This is a genomic window from Algorimicrobium echini (assembly GCF_900115185.1).
Classification (GTDB): Bacteria; Bacteroidota; Bacteroidia; order Flavobacteriales; family Flavobacteriaceae; genus Algorimicrobium; species Algorimicrobium echini.
In genome coordinates, this window is record NZ_FOVN01000002.1 from 309,536 (window position 1) to 326,679 (window position 17,144).

Annotated in this window: 18 protein-coding genes; 6 read left to right on the forward strand and 12 right to left on the reverse strand. The window is 32.5% G+C overall.

The genetic code is table 11. The features are described from left to right. The gene (locus BM239_RS07565) at nt 1–672 is read right to left on the reverse strand and encodes a TetR/AcrR family transcriptional regulator (RefSeq protein WP_092207107.1); all 672 of its coding nucleotides are present in this window, start codon (nt 670–672) and stop codon (nt 1–3) included. 154 nt (nt 673–826) lie between these two features. On the opposite strand from BM239_RS07565, the gene BM239_RS07570 reads away from it, so the two are divergent. Beyond that, nucleotides 827–2,032, forward strand: coding sequence for an OprO/OprP family phosphate-selective porin (locus BM239_RS07570; protein ID WP_245758208.1), 1,206 nt, complete (start codon nt 827–829; stop codon nt 2,030–2,032). Between the two features lie 19 nt (nt 2,033–2,051). Continuing rightward, on the forward strand, nt 2,052–3,053 hold the full coding sequence (locus tag BM239_RS07575; protein WP_092207109.1) for a metal-dependent hydrolase: 1,002 nt from the start codon (nt 2,052–2,054) through the stop codon (nt 3,051–3,053). Here BM239_RS07575 and BM239_RS07580 read toward each other — a convergent pair. From BM239_RS07580 to BM239_RS07625, 10 genes are all read right to left on the reverse strand, one after another. Further along, complete coding sequence (locus tag BM239_RS07580) at nt 3,050–4,171, reverse strand: ABC transporter permease (protein ID WP_092207111.1); 1,122 nt, start codon at nt 4,169–4,171, stop codon at nt 3,050–3,052. The genes BM239_RS07575 and BM239_RS07580 overlap by 4 nt on opposite strands. 94 nt (nt 4,172–4,265) lie before the next feature. Continuing rightward, nucleotides 4,266–5,372, reverse strand: a complete 1,107-nt coding sequence (locus BM239_RS07585; RefSeq protein WP_092207113.1) for an ABC transporter permease — start codon at nt 5,370–5,372, stop codon at nt 4,266–4,268. Then, nucleotides 5,369–6,097, reverse strand: a complete 729-nt coding sequence (locus BM239_RS07590; protein WP_092207538.1) for an ABC transporter ATP-binding protein — start codon at nt 6,095–6,097, stop codon at nt 5,369–5,371. Before BM239_RS07590 ends, BM239_RS07585 begins: the two co-directional genes overlap by 4 nt. Nucleotides 6,098–6,201: 104 nt before the next feature. Then, a complete protein-coding gene (locus BM239_RS07595) occupies nt 6,202–7,104 on the reverse strand; it encodes an ABC transporter ATP-binding protein (protein WP_092207115.1) in 903 nt (300 codons plus the stop codon). A 6-nt stretch (nt 7,105–7,110) separates the two neighbouring features. After that, the gene (locus tag BM239_RS07600) at nt 7,111–7,569 is read right to left on the reverse strand and encodes an OsmC family protein (RefSeq protein ID WP_092207117.1); all 459 of its coding nucleotides are present in this window, start codon (nt 7,567–7,569) and stop codon (nt 7,111–7,113) included. Between the two features lie 21 nt (nt 7,570–7,590). Continuing rightward, complete coding sequence (locus tag BM239_RS07605) at nt 7,591–8,079, reverse strand: hypothetical protein (RefSeq protein WP_143094906.1); 489 nt, start codon at nt 8,077–8,079, stop codon at nt 7,591–7,593. A gap of 11 nt (nt 8,080–8,090) precedes the next feature. Next, nucleotides 8,091–8,996, reverse strand: coding sequence for an HlyD family secretion protein (locus BM239_RS07610; protein ID WP_092207121.1), 906 nt, complete (start codon nt 8,994–8,996; stop codon nt 8,091–8,093). Between the two features lie 2 nt (nt 8,997–8,998). Further along, nucleotides 8,999–10,252 (reverse strand): TolC family protein, encoded by a 1,254-nt coding sequence (locus BM239_RS07615; protein ID WP_092207123.1) that lies wholly within the window; start codon nt 10,250–10,252, stop codon nt 8,999–9,001. A gap of 4 nt (nt 10,253–10,256) precedes the next feature. Continuing rightward, on the reverse strand, nt 10,257–10,868 hold the full coding sequence (locus BM239_RS07620; protein ID WP_092207125.1) for a TetR/AcrR family transcriptional regulator: 612 nt from the start codon (nt 10,866–10,868) through the stop codon (nt 10,257–10,259). A gap of 335 nt (nt 10,869–11,203) precedes the next feature. Further along, on the reverse strand, nt 11,204–13,498 hold the full coding sequence (locus BM239_RS07625) for a type IA DNA topoisomerase (RefSeq protein WP_092207127.1): 2,295 nt from the start codon (nt 13,496–13,498) through the stop codon (nt 11,204–11,206). 160 nt (nt 13,499–13,658) lie between these two features. Between BM239_RS07625 and BM239_RS07630 the strand changes: the two genes are divergently transcribed. The 4 genes from BM239_RS07630 to arsB are packed head-to-tail and all read left to right on the forward strand — an operon-like array spanning nt 13,659 to nt 16,144. Then, nucleotides 13,659–13,991 carry an ArsR/SmtB family transcription factor gene (locus tag BM239_RS07630; RefSeq protein WP_092207129.1) on the forward strand — a complete coding sequence of 111 codons (333 nt, stop codon included), beginning with the start codon at nt 13,659–13,661 and terminating at the stop codon, nt 13,989–13,991. Nucleotides 13,992–14,015: 24 nt separating this feature from the next. Then, the gene (locus tag BM239_RS07635) at nt 14,016–14,483 is read left to right on the forward strand and encodes a DUF6428 family protein (RefSeq protein WP_092207131.1); all 468 of its coding nucleotides are present in this window, start codon (nt 14,016–14,018) and stop codon (nt 14,481–14,483) included. A gap of 19 nt (nt 14,484–14,502) precedes the next feature. Beyond that, nucleotides 14,503–15,123: an arsenate-mycothiol transferase ArsC gene (locus tag BM239_RS07640; protein ID WP_092207133.1), complete on the forward strand. Its 621-nt coding sequence runs from the start codon at nt 14,503–14,505 to the stop codon at nt 15,121–15,123. Then, complete coding sequence (arsB, locus tag BM239_RS07645) at nt 15,113–16,144, forward strand: ACR3 family arsenite efflux transporter (RefSeq protein WP_092207540.1); 1,032 nt, start codon at nt 15,113–15,115, stop codon at nt 16,142–16,144. The genes BM239_RS07640 and arsB overlap by 11 nt, the downstream gene beginning before the upstream one ends. A gap of 93 nt (nt 16,145–16,237) precedes the next feature. Here the strand turns inward: arsB and BM239_RS07650 are convergent, their stop codons facing one another. Continuing rightward, nucleotides 16,238–17,143 carry a M23 family metallopeptidase gene (locus tag BM239_RS07650; RefSeq protein WP_092207135.1) on the reverse strand — a complete coding sequence of 302 codons (906 nt, stop codon included), beginning with the start codon at nt 17,141–17,143 and terminating at the stop codon, nt 16,238–16,240. Nucleotide 17,144 lies beyond the last annotated feature (1 nt).

Genomic DNA, 17,144 nt, shown 5'->3' on the forward strand with positions numbered 1-17,144 from the left:
TTATTTTAAAGCTTTTAATGCTAAATCAATGAAAAATTTTGAAGAGTCGTTGTTTTTTTTGCAGTTAGTTAGCGTAGAAAAATGATGCATTAAAAAATGTTGATGCAGCGATCCTTCAATGATATTACTAGCTAAATTTAAGGGATATTCATAGTCTTTATTAACATCTAAAATTAACTGTCCTAATCTATTTATTATGCGTTTATAAACTATAAAGTAACCTTCTTTATTTTCTTTATCTACCTCTTTAGTTGAGAAAGATTTTGAGTTTTCATTAATTACAATTCTATTTAAGGCAACTTCATTAATATGGCTGTAATTACTATCTTCAATAACAGCCGCCGAAAATATTTGTATGGCCTTTTTAAGCTTTTCTTCAGAATTAGAAATACTATGGGTTTCAAAAACCAATTGATATTCTATCCAGGCCCAATACCAAGATGTTAAATAGAGGAGGACTTTGTGTTTGCTTTCAAAATATCTATATATAGAACTTTCATTAGACTCAATAGCCGTCCCTAACTTTTTAAAAGTAAAATTATCAAACCCTAAATCATCTATTAAAATAATACTATGTTCAATAATACGTTTACCTAAATCCGTAGATTCCGGATCTTTTATATAAATTATTTCAGGAACAATAATTTTTACATTTGAAAGTAAGTTTTTCATGCTTCAATATTTAATTATGCAAATATAATAGTATTACTATCACATATGAAAGTAATTTGATTATTATTTTATAATTTTTATTGAAAGACGGTTAGAATGCTGTGATTTAATCCGCTTATCTTATATAAAATCTATATATTTGTAAATTAAATTTTTGACTATCAAACGACTTTATATACACTTATTCTTAGCATGTTTCATCATTGGAAACATAGCTGTAATAGCGCAGAACGACAGTATTAATTCCAAGAAAATCAATATTGATTATACCAATAAAGGTTTTCAATTCAGTACTCCCGATAAGAACTATTCGTTTCATATAGAATCCCGTTTACAATTTAGGTTTGCAACTCCCAACGACCAAAGTCCCGTAACATTTAATGATTTTTATCTGGAAAGTAAAACGTCCTTCAAGATAAATCGAGCACGTTTAAAAATTGGCGGTAATGCCTACAAACCTTGGTTAAAGTATTATTTTGAATATGATATTGCGCAAGGCAATTTGTTAGATTTCCGGATAATGATAGAAAAATGGGATTTTTTCAAAGTTAAAGTAGGACAATGGAAAACATATTATAGTCGTGAACGGGTCATATCATCCGGAAAACAACAAATGGTAGACCGTTCTATTATTAACCGTCCTTTTACCCTAGATAGACAGCAAGGGATTGAGTTTTATGGCCGTGTTTTTCCAAAAACTTTGGCAGATTTCACCTACCACATATCTGTGTTAACTGGTGCAGGCCGAAGTGCAACAACAAATGATGATAACCATTTAATGTATGTTGGACGATTACAATGGAACATGTTTGGTAGAGAATTAGAAATGACAGGTTCTGATATTAAATATCATGATAAACCTACAGGAATTTTAGCTTTTGCAGCAGCTACAAACAGAAGTAATTATACCCGTTTTTCATCTGCTGGAGGAGGAAATCTACTAGGTTATGTTACTAACATTCCTGGTCAATATAGGGTTAATCAAGCACTCATAGAAACAGCTTTCAAATACCGAGGATTTTCATGGCAAAACGAAAATCATATTAAAAAAATCACCGATTACGAAAATAACACCAACCGAACGCTAACGGGATATTATGTACAAGCAGGGTATTTTTTCTCTAATATTTTAGATTTTGTTCCAAAACCACTTGAAATAGCAGGATTATACGCTAATTATAAGCCAGATACAGATATTAATGAAGCTTATGAGCAAGAGTTTGGATTAGCTTTTAATTGGTTTTTTAAAGAACATCGAAATAAATTGACAGCAGAAGTGTCCCATTTCTCCTATCAAAACATAGATAGTTTTACACAGAAAGAATGGCGTTTTAGAATTCAATGGGAAATTTCATTCTAATTACTTTTAGCCTAAACACATGGATTCTTTAACGCAAATAGTTTTAGGTGCAGCAGTAGGAGAAGCCGTTTTAGGGAAAAAGGTGGGAAATAAAGCCATGCTTTATGGTGCTATTGCTGGAACCATTCCAGATTTAGATGTCTTATCGTCTTACGTTACTGATACCGTTACGGCTTTAGAAATTCATAGAGGTTTTACACATTCCATTTTATTCTCTATTCTATTTGCACCAATTTTAGGTTGGTTGGTATCCCGTTATGAAAAATATAAAAGGGTAAAAGGGTGGTCTTGGCTTTTCTTCTGGGCATTTGTAACACATCCTATTTTAGATGCTCATACCACTTGGGGAACACAGTTATTTTGGCCATTAGATTTACGACTGGCTTTTAAAACCATATTTGTAATAGATCCATTATACACTTTACCTTTTTTGATATTTCTAATATTGGCAATGTTACAAAAACGTACTTCTAGTAGACGTCAATTTTATAATCGGATGGGTTTGCTAATAAGTACTATTTATTTAGCACTTACATTTATTTTAAAGTACGTAGCATTTAAAAAGTTTGAAACTGCATTGGACAACCAAAATATAAGCTATTTGCAAATGGACACAAGACCTTCGCCTCTAAACACTATTCTTTGGAGTGTTAATGTTGAAACTGATAATGCTTACTTATTGGCAGATTATTCTTTTTTTGATACAAAACCTATATCCTTTGTAAGCTATCCTAAAAATCATGAGCTCATTGAAGATTTGCTTTTTAATGAGAAGATGCAACGTATGATTCATGTTTCTAAAGGATGGTACACCATTACAAAACGTAATGGAGAACTGTATTTCAATGATTTACGCTTTGGGTTATTAAATTTGGAGCCTGGATCGGATACGTTTGTATTCCAATTCTTGATTAAAATAAATAATGAAACCAATCAAATAGATTTCATTGAACAACCAAAAGGTCGTCAAGATGCTAAAAAATTAATGTCCGATCTATGGAAACGAATGTTAGGTAATTAAGTTGTTTTTTTATAACTCCATACTGCTAATCCATTCATAATTATTGCATAAAGGAGTGTTTTAATAAGTTGTGGTAAAATATCCATAAAACCAGATCCTTTTAGCATAACCATACGCATCACTTCAACGAAGTATTTAATGGGATTAAATTCGGTAAGTATTTGAGCCCATTTAGGCATGCTCTCAATGGGTGTGAAAAGTCCACTCATTAAAATAAAAATAACAGTAAAAAACCAAGCTATAAACATAGCTTGTTGTTGCGTATCCGTATAGTTTGAAATAAATAAACCAATCCCTAAAACAACTAAAATATAAATAGCTGTATAGATATACATTAGCAGTAAACTTCCTATTAATGGTACACCAAAAACAAATTTAGCAATTAACAAACCAACGGTCAATATACCCATCCCAATTAACCAAAAAGGAAATAGCTTGCCAATTATGAATTGACTTTTCTTTATTGGCGTTACATTAATTTGCTCCAAAGTTCCAATTTCTTTTTCGCGAACAATATTCATTCCTGAAAGAAATAACGTGATCATGGTAACTAATAATACCAATATACCAGGTACCATAAACGTTTTATAATTCAAGGTTTCATTATACCAAAAAAGTGGAATGGTAGCTATGTCTACAGGTTGAATTTGAGATTCTGAAAATTGCATCAAATCCGTTTTAATGTGCTTATTATAATTTTGAATTATTTGAGAAACATACACGTTTTCAACACCAGCAGCAGCACCATCAATAGCGTTTATGGTTACCCCTAAAGTGCCTTTTTTTTCCTTTAATAAATCACGTTCAAAATGAGAGGGAATCTCTAAAACAACATCTACTTCTCCTTTTAACATAGCTGAACTTGCCAATTTTTGAGTTGGAAAGGCTGTTAAAACGTTAAAATAGGTTGAAGCCCCAAATTTCTCTATTAGCACTCTTGATGATTTACTATGGTCATTATCAATATATGCGAATTTGATATTCTTAACTTCAAAAGTAGCTGCATTAGATAGAATAATTAATTGGAGTAGTGGTAGCACAAAAATAATGGGTAGCATTCCTTTATTTCTAAATATTTGCTTGAATTCTTTTTGGATGATATATCGTATTGTTTTCATATCATTTCCCAGCAAAGCGGGAATCTATTTATTAAATTAATTCTTTTTTTATTCAGCCCAGAATCTTTATCATTCTTAAACTGCTCACCGTTTTTTACTCTAATCTAATTTTATATTTCTTTACACTTATTCCCATAAAGAGAACGGTCATGCCTATTAAAATCAGTGTTTCTTTCCATATGAATTCTAAACCAACACCTTTAAGCATAATTCCTTTTAATATGATAATAAACCATTTTGCTGGAATGGCGTGACTGATAAATTGTAAAGGAATTGGCATACTTGAAATGGGAAAAATAAAGCCGGATAACAGAATTACTGGTAGCATTAAACCCATTAATGAAATCATCATGGCGGTTTGTTGTGTTGCTGAAATAGTTGAAATTAAAATCCCTAAAGCTAAAGCTGATACAATAAATAAAATGCTCTCAAACGCCAATAAAATCAAACTCCCTTGAACTGGCATTTTAAAGATGAAAATACTCAACAAAACAATTATAATAGCATTAATTACCGACAAGAAAATATACGGAAACACCTTACCTACAATTACTTGAAAAGGTTTTATAGGCGATACTAATAAAATTTCCATAGTTCCTAATTCCTTTTCACGTGTTATGGAAATGGATGTCATCATGGCAGAAACTAGCATTAATATAATAGTCATTACACCAGGCACAAACATATACACGCTTTTTAGTTCTGGATTATAGACCATTCTTGGTTCGGAAACAATAACATAATTAATAGTTATAGCTTTGTTTTGCTCTTGCTGGTATTTTTTTAAAATAGAATTTACATAATTACTAATGGTGTTTGCCGTATTTGGGTCTGTTGCATCTGTTAGTATTTGAACGGTAGCTTGGCGCTCCTTTATAAGATTTTTACTAAAATCTTGTTCAAAATTTAAAACAGCTTTTACGTTTCCCTTTTTAAAAACAGACTCAATATCATCTTCACGTTCAATAAGTTGTATAATACTAAAGTACTTTGATGCTGATATTTTATTAATAATTTCCTTTGTGATGGCATCATTTGAGTGATCTAAAATAGCAATATCCACATTGTTAATTTCATTGGTAATAGCAAAACCAAATAGTAAAATTTGGACAATGGGCATTCCAAACAGAATAAACAAGGACCGTCTATCTCTAAAAATGTGATAAAATTCTTTGGTAACAAAACCTATAAATCGTTTCATCCTCTGGCTAGTTTTAAAAACACATCATTCATACTAGTAACTTGAAACTGTTCCTTTAATTTTTTTGGTGTATCCAAAGCTTCTATCTTTCCACTTACCATTATAGACACGCGATCACAGTACTCGGCTTCATCCATATAATGGGTTGTAACAAAAATAGTCGTGCCTTGATGTGCTGCTCTATAAATCATTTCCCAAAACTGACGCCTAGTTATTGGATCTACACCACCAGTAGGCTCATCTAAAAAAACAATTTTTGGCTCGTGTAATAACGCAACCGAAAATGAAATTTTTTGTTTCCAGCCCAAGGGTAACGCTCCAACTAATTGATTGGCAACATCCTCTAGACCTAAATCGTCTATCATTTCTTTTGTTTTCTCTTTGATTTTTAATTTCGACAAACCATAGATTCCTCCAAAAAAAGTAATATTTTCTTTAACGGTTAAGTCATCATATAATGCAAATTTTTGACTCATATAGCCAATGTTTTTTTTGATGTCTTCCGCTTGAGTAAAGACATCAAAACCGGCTACATGGGCTGAACCTGATGTTGGATTTGAAATTCCAATCAGCATTTTCATGGCGGTTGTTTTCCCGGCACCATTAGCACCAAGAAATCCAAAAATCTCACCTTTTTCTACGGCGAATGTAATGGCGTTTACAGCCGTGAAATCGCCAAACATTTTGGTTAAACCTTTAACTTGTATGACTTTATTACTATTCATGTTCATTTACCAAAGAAATGTGAGTTTCATTGTTTTCAATTACTGATGTTTCAGAGTTGAGACCTAACCTGTTTTTTAAACCCGATAAGTCTGTCGGTGTATTTTTATTTTGCAAATTCCATAAAACTATCTTCTATCGTTGCTTGGGTTTTTTCAATGGTAATATTTGATAGGTTTTGAGCTTGTAAATACTGTTTTAATTCGTCTGGATTAAAACCGTCTCGTGTATCCGTATAATGTACAAACTCACCAAACGGATACACACTATATTGATGTGGGTAAGCTTTCAAACTCATTATTAATTGATACATATTACTAGCATTAACGTTATAAATGGTTTTAGGGTACTGCTTTACTATGGTTTCTGGTGTATCAATCTGTAAAATTTCGCCATCTTGAATTAATGCTATTCTATCACACAAGGCAGCTTCGTCCATATAAGGCGTAGAAACTAAAATGGTTATATTTTTTTGTTGTAAGCGTTTTAGCATGTCCCAAAATTCTTTCCTTGAAACAGGATCGACTCCTGTTGTGGGTTCGTCTAGAAACAACACTTTAGGTTTGTGAATCAACGCACAACACAAAGCCAGTTTTTGCTTCATACCGCCAGATAATTTACCAGCACGACGATTTTTAAAAGGCTCAATTTGAACATAAATATCTTTAATCAGGTCGTAATTTTCATCAATAGTGGTTCCGAAAATAGTTGCAAAAAATTTCAAATTTTCTTCAATCGTTAAATCTTGATATAATGAGAACTTCCCAGGCATATAACCAACATGCTTTCTAATTTCTTTAAAATCATGAATCACATCATAACCTGCTATGGTTGCATTGCCTTCATTGGCAATTAACAAGGTTGTTAAAATTCGGAAAAGGGTTGTTTTTCCTGCGCCATCAGGACCAATTAAACCAAAAAGCTCATTGGGCTTAACATCAAAAGAAATATCCTGTAGAGCTTTTACATGTTTATAGGATTTGCTGATATGGTTAATTGAAATGCCCATGAGACTTTAGTTTTGAACGATAATTTTAGTTTCCATAGTAACTTTGGATGTTATAGAATTGGAAATTAGGCAAGCTTTTTCAGCTTTTTCAACAACGCGTTCTGTACGGTCCCGTTTGGATTCGTCTGAAATAACAACTTCAGGAAATAATAACACCTCGCTCATCACAAATTTGCCGTCTACTTTTTCTAATATACCTTTAGACTCACATGTAAAACTCACGTATTCTAATTTCGAAAATTCAGCAATCGCCAAAAAAGTAGTCATTAAACAACTGCTAACAGCGGCAGTAAATAAATGTTCTGGCGACCAAATATTTGGCATTCCTCCAGGGAATTCTGGTGGTGTTGCAACTTCCAAACAGTTGGTTTCATTGGTTTCATTATTGTGTAACTCTGGTGAACACATCATACCTTTTCGGTCTTGTGTCCAATTAATATTCACATTATATGTATGCTTTTCCATGGTAAAAAATTTTTTAAGTTATTATTGAAAATAGGTGTTATAAGCATTGATGTTTTCTTTGATGCTAACCGTAATTTTTTCAGCATCATCAACATCCTCTGTTTTTAAAAGCGCATCAATTTTTTCAATTAATGGGTGAAGCCAAATGTGTAAATTATCATGTGAAGGGCCTTTCATTGTACAATTTTTTACAACAAAATTTTTATCGTCATTCAGTTGTTCTGCTAGTTTATGATAGTCATCTAATGTGCTAGCTGTTTGTGTATTGATTGTGTTTTGAAGTTTTTGAACGCCTTCATTCGTTGTCGCATCGGCTTGCCACTTTTCGCCATTATCAATTTGTATTTCGCTTACCCATGCATTGGCATAAACACCAGAGGCTTCGTGGATATCATGATTGTTATAGGTCTCCGCAGGTTGTTCAACAGTTTCCGTTTTTACGTCTTGATTTTTGCTGTCTTTACAGCCTACTAAAGCCAATAGGCTTAATGTGAAAATTACGTGTTTCATTGTTTTAGTTTTTAATTATTATTGGAATTATTTAACCACATTTCGGCTGGCATACCTATTTTTAAGCTCCCATCATTCTTAACGGTTATTTTTACGGCATAAACAAGCGCCACACGCTCTTCTTTCGTTTGAATGATTTTGGGTGTAAATTCGGCTTCAGATGCAATCCATATGACGGTTCCTTTGTAATCCTTCATGGTATCATTTGAATCAATTTTAACGGTTACGGATTCCCCAATTTTTATATTGGCTAATTGGGTTTCACTAATAAAAACACGCAATTCCATATTTTCTAAATCGGCAATTTTGTAAAGTGGTTTTCCAAACGCTGTTATTTCACTAGGTTCTGAATATTTGGTTAATACCATGCCGTTTATAGGATTTATAATCTTGCATTTATCAATTTGATCATCAATTTGTTTGAGTTGAATATCCAAATTTTTCAATTCGTTTACTACAGGTGCATTTTGGATTTCTACACTGCGTATTTGCTGCTTAATAACATCTATTTCACCTTGAACATCGTCCAATTGTTTTTGTGTACCAGCTTTATCTTGAATTAAATTTTCTGTTCTGGTTTTATTGATATTAGCTGTTTTTAATTTTGCCTTTAAAACGGCTATTTGAGATAAAACACCTTGAGATTTACTACTAATAACATCTTTAGAAACTAGTAATTGCTCGCGCTTTAACGCTAAAGGTATTGTGTCTATATAACCAACAAAAGCATCTTTTTTAAGCGCATCGCCTTCTTGTATATTAAATGCCATTATCTTTCCATTATTTTCAGCAGATACGGTGATTTCTGTAGCTTCAAAATTTCCATATCCATCGGCTTTACCATCAGAATTGCGACAAGAATTCAACGTTAATAGTCCGAAACCAATTCCTAAATAATATATATATTGTCGTTTCATTTTTACTGTCCTTGAGTTATGTTATAATTTGCTTTTGCTAATTGCAATTGAATGTTATGGTTTGCGAAACTGTTTTCAGCTTCATATAGATTTGTTAACTCCGCAATATAAGTGGAGGCTGTTATAACACCATTTTGTAACTGCGATTCGGCGGCTAATAATACCTCTTTTCGAAGGTTGATGATTTCTGTATCTATTAATATCGTTTCAGAAATTTTAGCTATTTCTAATTTATACTTATTAAGTTCTACGTTGGTGTTTAATGCAAAAATTTCTGCTTCATTATCTACAACTTCTTGGTTAATCATTAAAGATTCACGTTTCTTTTTATTGGCATTCCAATCAAAAACGGTCCAGTTTAATTTGACACCAACCGTATAAAACGGTTGAAATGAATTGTCTAACATATTCAAACCAGGATTTCCAATTCCACCAGATGCAAACCCAAATAATTTAGGCATATTATTTTTTTGAATTAACTGCTGCCGACTCTCAATTTCTTCTTTTTGTAACGCGAATAAGTCTAATTCTGGTCGGTGGAGTGTAGGAGAGGGTTTGGTTTCAATAACTGGCTTTTGAAATGTAGTAGTTTCATTTAATGAAACACCAATTAATGCTGATAAGGTCTCAATTAGTATGTGTCTATTATTTGTAATTTCGGTTTCTTGTTGCTTGATTTTTAATACTTCAGCCAGCAATACATTATCTGAAGCTGGTAATATAGTTCCATATTTTATTCCAGACTTTACTTCATTTAATTGACTATTCAATTGGTTTTTCTTTGCAGCCAATAAATCCAAAGATTCATCATGTAACAATATGGAGAAATACAGTTGATTAACGCGCTGTTTTAATTGATACAGTGTAACTTCCAATTGTTTTTGTTGGGTTTTTAATTGCGCTAATTTTACTTGAGATGACGCATGAATAGCACCACCATTATAAATGAGTTGATTTACGGAAAGTGTGGCACGATATTGATCATTATTTGGAGGCTCGACACCTGTGTCTGGAAGGGGAATTTGTGTCACATCGGATAAGTAGGCTGCTTGCACATTAAAATCTAATTGAGGTAATTTTTGAGTGTGTATAGCATCTAACTCCAAAGAATTTTGAGTTTCTAACATGTCTCGTTGCTTAACTAAAGGATAATTATCAGATACCAGTTGGTAGCATTTTTCCAAGCTAATAGGTACTTGTGCCCAACTTTGAATACTAATTAAAAGAAAAGCCAATAAATTAAAAGGTGTTTTCATATGACTATTTTTTAATGGCGTTGATAATGAAATCAGAAACTTCAGTTTTTCGTTGTTCCATCAGTTTTTTAAAACCTTGATCATTTTCATCTATGAATGCTTTTATAAGTGGTTTTGCAACAAATGGAAAAATATTAAGCGCTAAAATATTGATGAATAATTGCTCACCTTTTATAGGTCTTAAATACCCCTGTTTTATTTCAAGAATTACTTGCTTTTTAAATTTTTCAATATTTAAAAGAGCTGAATTTTCTTGAATTTTTTTTATAAAATCTGGATTTCTGTTTAATTCCTGAATGATAAAATTGGGCAAATAGGGATGTTTTATAATAAACGAAATATAGTTAGATGTAAAATTCTTCACTTTCTCTTCGATAGAAGATTCATCATTTAACACCATATTTAATTGTGGTGCAAGCGTTGAAAATGCCTGATTAAAAACGGCCTCAAACAACAATTGCTTGCTGCGAAAATAGTAGTGAAGCATTGCCTTGTTAATCCCAGCCAAATTGGCTATTTCTTGCATACGAGCACCATCCATGCCTTTAAACTGAAATATTGTTTTAGCTGCCTCTAAAATTTGCTTTTCTGTATTTTCATCGCGTTTTTTTGCCATAATTAACTATTTAGTTTAACCATTTGGTTAACAAAAATACAAAAAACAATCCATTGGAAAAATGAATTGTTTAAAAATTATAAATTGGTAGTGGTATCGTCTATTTCTTGTGAGTCATCTTTAGATTTGCCACTCATCATGAAATTAATTAAAATTCCGACCAAGGTGATACATACTAGGCCAAATATGGCAATCATTATCACACCGTTATTCCAGTTATATAGCGTAAGCATTTGAGAAATCATAATTGTAAGTTTTGGTTATCTATAATTGTAAAATTAAGAGTTAGAACAGATTCTAAATATGATATTTATCACAATTTAAAAAATAAAACCTTATTTCATATGATTTTGAATAATTTCATAAACCATTTCTTTAGTGAGTTTTTTACCTGCTGCCTTATCTCTTAAAACAGTAAAGGGTAATAAAAAATCGCAACCTTTATTATACTTGGTGCAACCATAAGCCGTTTGCCCTTTAGCTATAGTTCCTTGTTGACATTTAGGACAGATGATTGTTTCCGGAACTGGCTTTTGTTTTTTCTTTTTAGGTTCTAAAACTAATTTGAAGTTTTCATCAAAACGTAACAAGCCTTCAACAGTACCTGAATCTGTCTTGAAGCCTTTCAAATTAACTGTTGATCCCTTTTTAAGTAATCGAATATATTGTTTTTCTGAAATCTTCTTATCATGCATTTTAAAAGGTAATACAAACTTACAACCCGATTTATATTGTGAACAACCATAGGCTGATTTTCCTTTTATTAAAGTTCCTTGTTGACATTTTGGGCAGGTTTCTACTGTGATACCGTTTGTTTGTTTTGCCTTTGCAGAAGTTACTTTTTGTTGAGTTGCAACAGCATGAGAAATATTTGCTCGTCTAGTTTCACTACGAACTTCATAAACAAGCTCATCAACCATATGCTTCATATTATTGATAAATGTGAGTGCTTTATAGGAGCCTTTCTCAATATCTTTTAACTGCTTTTCCCATGTTCCAGTTAATTCAGCCGATTTTAAAATATCATTCTGAATGGTATCAATTAGTTGTATTCCTGTAATTGTTGGTAGTACTTGCTTTTTATTACGTTTAATATATTTCCGTTTAAAAAGCGTTTCAATAATATTAGCACGTGTAGATGGTCTACCAATTCCGTTTTCTTTCATTAAATCTCGCAGTTCATCATCATCTACTTGTTTGCCTGCGGTTTCCATAGCACGTAGGAGGGAAGCTTCTGTAAATTGATTTGGTGGTTTGGTTTGTTTTTCTAAAAAAGAAGGTTCATGCGGTCCTTTTTCGCCTTCAACAAAAGACGGTAATGTATCTGCTGTTTTAATTTCCTTTTCAGGATTTTCAAATACAATTCGCCAACCTTTCTTCAAAATTTCCTTACCGGTTGTTTTAAAATTGACATCAGCCGCTTGACCAATTACGGTTGTATTGGACACATCACAATCCTCATAAAAAACAGCAATAAACCGCTTTACAATGCTATTGTAGACTTGTTGTTGATTGTATTGCAACCTAATTTCTACACCTGTTGGAATAATTGCATGGTGATCAGTTACTTTTTTGTCATTAAATACTTTTGATGATTTTTTAATTTTCTTTCCTAAAAGTGGTTCGGTTAACGTGGCATAATTAGTTAAGTTCTTTAAAATACCAGCCACTTTTGGATATACGTCATTCGGAAGAAATGTAGTGTCTACTCGTGGGTATGTAACCACTTTCTGTTCGTATAAACTTTGTACGAGTTTTAAGGTTTCATCGGCTGTAAAGCCAAAACGCTTATTACAATGTACTTGTAATCCTGTTAAATCGAATAACTTGGGTGCATATTCTTTACCTTTCTTTTTGGTAGTTGAAATAATCTCGAAATCGGATTCTTTGACTTTATTGGCTAAAACCTCACCATCTTCCATCTTTAAAAAACGCCCTTCTTCATAGCTAAAAAGCGTGTCCCGATATAAGGTTTGTAACTCCCAATAAGGCTGCGGTTTAAAATTTTCTATTTCTTTATATCGATTAACAACCATAGCTAAAGTGGGTGTTTGCACACGGCCAACTGATAATACTTGTTTATATCCACCATGCTTTAAGGTATATAAACGGGTAGCGTTCATACCTAAAAGCCAATCACCAATAGCTCTAGAAAAGCCTGCATAATATAAATTATCATAATCTTCAGAAGGTTTTAAATTTTCAAATCCTTCTTTAATAGCTTCGGTAGTTAAAGATGATATCCACAAACGTTTAATAGGACCTTTGTAATTGGCCTGATCCATAACCCAACGCTGTATAAGTTCACCCTCTTGACCAGCATCACCACAATTTATTACTAAATCTGCTTTATCAAATAAACGTTTTACAATTTTAAATTGCTTTTGAATTCCCGAATTGGAAACCACTTTAGTTTTAAACTTGTCAGGGAGCATGGGCAAATTATTTAAATCCCAACTTTTCCAATGTGGCTTATAGTCGTTCGGCTCCATAAGTGTACAAAGGTGTCCGAATGTAAAAGTTACTTGATAACCATTTCCTTCAAAATAACCATCATGCTTGGTGTTAGCTCCTAAAACAGAAGCTATTTCACGGGCTACACTAGGTTTTTCTGCAATACAAACTTTCACGACTATTTTTGTTTTTTTTAACGCTGCAAAGTACTGAAATTTATAAAAACTAGATAGGTAATACCATTAATAGAATATTTTTTTTCAATAAAAAAATAATAAATTTTATTGTACGTTAGATGTATTAATCGTAATATTGCAATATATTAATATAAGTATTATGGGAATTACTAAAAGTGACAAGTTTACACCAGAGCAAAATAGACTCGCTACAATAGCTAAAGTGCTTGGACATCCAGCTCGTGTTGCTATTTTACAGCATCTATTTAAAATTGAAAGTTGTATTTGTGGTGATTTGGTAGACGAAATTGGTTTAGCTCAACCTACCATTTCACAACACATAAAGGAGTTAAAGAACTTGGGTATTATAAAAGGAAATATTACAGGAACTAGTATTTGTTACTGCATAAATCAAGAGGAGTGGTTGAGCATATCTGAAACCCTATCTCAATTTTTAAGTCAGAAATCAAACCCAGCAAAAGAATGCTGCTAAATATAATCACATAAATTAAATGTTATGACACTATCAGAAATTAAAAACCATCTAAAACATTTAGAAACCATAGCGTTTCAATTACCTAATGGCGAATTGGTACCGAAACACTTTCATGTAACTGAAGTAGGAAAAATAAGTAAACACTTTATTGATTGTGGTGGAACGGTTAGAACAGAAAACGTAATTAATTTTCAATTATGGGAAGCAAATGATTATGACCATCGCTTACATCCTGAAAAATTAGTTAACATCATTGAATTATCAGAAAACGTTTTAAAACTTGATGATTTGGAGATAGAAGTGGAGTACCAAGGTAGTACTATAGGAAAATACAATTTAGGTTTTAACGGTAAAAACTTCCTGTTATTAAATAAGCAAACAGATTGTTTGGCCAAAGATGCTTGTGGCATTACTACTGAAAAACCAAAATTGAAATTATCTGAATTAGAAACAACTAATACTTGTGCACCAGGATCTGGGTGCTGTTAAAAACGAAATACTATTAGAAATGAATCCAGCTTTATTAAAAACTATTAGTGACCTAAAGTCAATTAATATTCCTGAAGATCGAAAAAAAACACTTCAACCTTTAATTGATTTTATACAGCATAAGCACTGGAATAATCAGCCTATTAGATTAAATTTTATTTGTACACATAATTCTAGACGTAGTCATTTGTCTCAAATTTGGTCGCAAGCTTTAGCCTATCATTTTGGATTACAAAATATAGTTTGTTATTCAGGAGGAACCGAAGCAACTGCAGTTTATTCTAGTGTCATTAAAACCTTGAAGCAACAGGGATTTAATGACCATAAATTATCTGATGGTTCCAATGCCATTTATGCTATGAAATATGCCGTAAATGAACCTGGTATCATAGCTTTTTCAAAAACGTATGACCACAGTTTCAATCCAAATACTGAATTTGCCGCGATTATGACTTGTTCTCAAGCAGATGCTGGATGTCCATTTATTGCAGGTGCTGAAAAACGCATTCCCATTACTTTTGAAGACCCAAAAGCATTTGATGATACACCATTAGAACTGGAAAAATATCAAGAGCGAAGCTTACAAATAGCTTCTGAATTGCATCATGTATTTTCAAAAATATCATCAAATGAAGACTAAAAAATTATCATTTTTAGACAGCTATTTAACGCTTTGGATCTTTTTAGCAATGCTTTTTGGTGTTGCTATTGGGAATCTAATACCTTCAATTCCAGACAGCATTAATTCTTTAAGCCATGGTGCAACAAATTATCCAATAGCAATTGGATTGATTTTAATGATGTATCCACCGTTAGCAAAAGTAGATTATAAGCTTTTACCCAAAGTGTTTAAAGATGTAAAGGTGCTATCCATTTCTTTAGTATTAAATTGGATTATAGGGCCTATTTTAATGTTTGTTTTGGCCTTAATCTTTTTACAAGATTATCCTGAATACATGGTAGGCCTCATTCTTATTGGACTTGCACGTTGCATTGCCATGGTCTTGGTTTGGAATGATTTAGCAGAAGGTAGTAGTGAATATGGAGCGGGTTTGGTAGCTTTAAACAGTATTTTCCAAGTATTTGCATATAGTTTCTATGCTTGGCTTTTTATTACTGTTTTACCACCTTATTTTGGTTTTGAAGGTGCTATTGTAGATATTTCCATAGCTACTATTGCCGAGAGTGTTCTCATTTATTTAGGTATTCCTTTTTTGCTTGGAATTTTAAGTCGCTTAATTTTGGTGCCATTGAAAGGTGAAAATTGGTATAATCAAAAATTTATTCCCGCTATTTCGCCTTTAACATTAATAGCTTTATTGTTTACTATTGTTATCATGTTTTCTTTAAAAGGTGCTCTTATATTAACCATTCCGTTTGATATTATAATTATAGGCATCCCTTTAATTATATATTTTATCATCATGTTTTTAATTGGTTTTTTTGTGAGCAAATCTATTGGCGCTCCCTATTCTAAAAATGCAGCCATTGCATTTACGGCAGCTGGTAATAATTTTGAGCTAGCCATAGCTGTAGCCATAGCCGTATTTGGAATTAATTCTGGTCAAGCTTTTACAGGTGTTGTAGGTCCACTTATAGAGGTGCCTGCATTAATTTTATTAGTCCGTGTAGCATTTTGGCTTCGAAAAAAATATTATTAAAGAACTAAATATACCCTAAATAAAGTAAGATTAGCAGGTGATTAATATGAAATGAACGCCCTTTTTATAAAAGTTTATTTCTTATTTTTCACCTTAATTAACCACCAGTTTTTGACCAATTTTTAAGGTAGATTTTTTATTAATTCCATTTAACTTGCACAATGCAGCAATACTCATATGGTTTCTTGAAGAAATACGTGATAATGTATCACCACGCTTAACAATATAAACGGTTTTTGGTTTGTTAGCTACTGCAATGGCTTCAGATTCGGTTGTTGGAACTTCAATACTACCTTTGCGCTTACTATTATGCAATTCAGGACGTGTCATATCGCGCGTTATCCAAATTTCATTTGAAAGCACTTCATTAGTATCGTTAAATTGAAGCAAATATTCTGGATTAATTTGAATCCCTTGGTAGCTCACTTCTAAATGTAAATGGCTCCCACGAGCATTTCCCGATGTACCACCTTTACCTAAATAACTTCCAGCAACAACGGAATCATTTTCCTTAACGCCATAGGTAGATAAATGCGCATACACAGTCTCTAAACCATTGAAATGACGAACCACAACCGAACGTCCGTGTCCAGAACTATAATTGGCAAAACGTACCACACCATCAAACATTGCAAATAAGCTATCACCTGTTACTAAATCTATGTCTATACCTTTGTGCGCACGACCTTTTCGCCAGCCATAACGTGATGTAATAACTTTGTTTTTAGAAATAGGCGATGCATAATTAGAATCATTAAATTGCAAATGAATTGGAAACTTGATATCTTTTCCATAATCCACACGAATTTTACTGGTATCCCAATAATCAGTTGTTATATCTACATCGTTTTCTGCTTCTTCAACCTCATAGGTTTCTAATAATTCATAACTACTAGCTACAAAATTCAGTAGGTCAGGGGTGGCATCATCCGAAGTAATTGTTTGTCCATAACTTTGAGAAATCAGGCACAAACCAACTAGGGCAAAAAATGTTTTCATA

What these genes read in the sequence shown, in the direction of transcription:
- BM239_RS07605 (WP_143094906.1), bottom strand. Translation starts at nt 8,079, where the DNA reads ATGAAACACGTAATTTTCACATTAAGCCTATTGGCTTTAGTAGGCTGT.
- BM239_RS07635 (WP_092207131.1), top strand. Translation starts at nt 14,016, where the DNA reads ATGACACTATCAGAAATTAAAAACCATCTAAAACATTTAGAAACCATA.
- BM239_RS07650 (WP_092207135.1), bottom strand. Translation starts at nt 17,143, where the DNA reads ATGAAAACATTTTTTGCCCTAGTTGGTTTGTGCCTGATTTCTCAAAGT.
- BM239_RS07590 (WP_092207538.1), bottom strand. Translation starts at nt 6,097, where the DNA reads ATGAATAGTAATAAAGTCATACAAGTTAAAGGTTTAACCAAAATGTTT.
- BM239_RS07610 (WP_092207121.1), bottom strand. Translation starts at nt 8,996, where the DNA reads ATGAAACGACAATATATATATTATTTAGGAATTGGTTTCGGACTATTA.
- BM239_RS07585 (WP_092207113.1), bottom strand. Translation starts at nt 5,372, where the DNA reads ATGAAACGATTTATAGGTTTTGTTACCAAAGAATTTTATCACATTTTT.
- BM239_RS07565 (WP_092207107.1), bottom strand. Translation starts at nt 672, where the DNA reads ATGAAAAACTTACTTTCAAATGTAAAAATTATTGTTCCTGAAATAATT.
- BM239_RS07640 (WP_092207133.1), top strand. Translation starts at nt 14,503, where the DNA reads ATGAATCCAGCTTTATTAAAAACTATTAGTGACCTAAAGTCAATTAAT.
- BM239_RS07600 (WP_092207117.1), bottom strand. Translation starts at nt 7,569, where the DNA reads ATGGAAAAGCATACATATAATGTGAATATTAATTGGACACAAGACCGA.
- BM239_RS07595 (WP_092207115.1), bottom strand. Translation starts at nt 7,104, where the DNA reads ATGGGCATTTCAATTAACCATATCAGCAAATCCTATAAACATGTAAAA.
- BM239_RS07580 (WP_092207111.1), bottom strand. Translation starts at nt 4,171, where the DNA reads ATGAAAACAATACGATATATCATCCAAAAAGAATTCAAGCAAATATTT.
- arsB (WP_092207540.1), top strand. Translation starts at nt 15,113, where the DNA reads ATGAAGACTAAAAAATTATCATTTTTAGACAGCTATTTAACGCTTTGG.
- BM239_RS07575 (WP_092207109.1), top strand. Translation starts at nt 2,052, where the DNA reads ATGGATTCTTTAACGCAAATAGTTTTAGGTGCAGCAGTAGGAGAAGCC.
- BM239_RS07630 (WP_092207129.1), top strand. Translation starts at nt 13,659, where the DNA reads ATGGGAATTACTAAAAGTGACAAGTTTACACCAGAGCAAAATAGACTC.
- BM239_RS07620 (WP_092207125.1), bottom strand. Translation starts at nt 10,868, where the DNA reads ATGGCAAAAAAACGCGATGAAAATACAGAAAAGCAAATTTTAGAGGCA.
- BM239_RS07615 (WP_092207123.1), bottom strand. Translation starts at nt 10,252, where the DNA reads ATGAAAACACCTTTTAATTTATTGGCTTTTCTTTTAATTAGTATTCAA.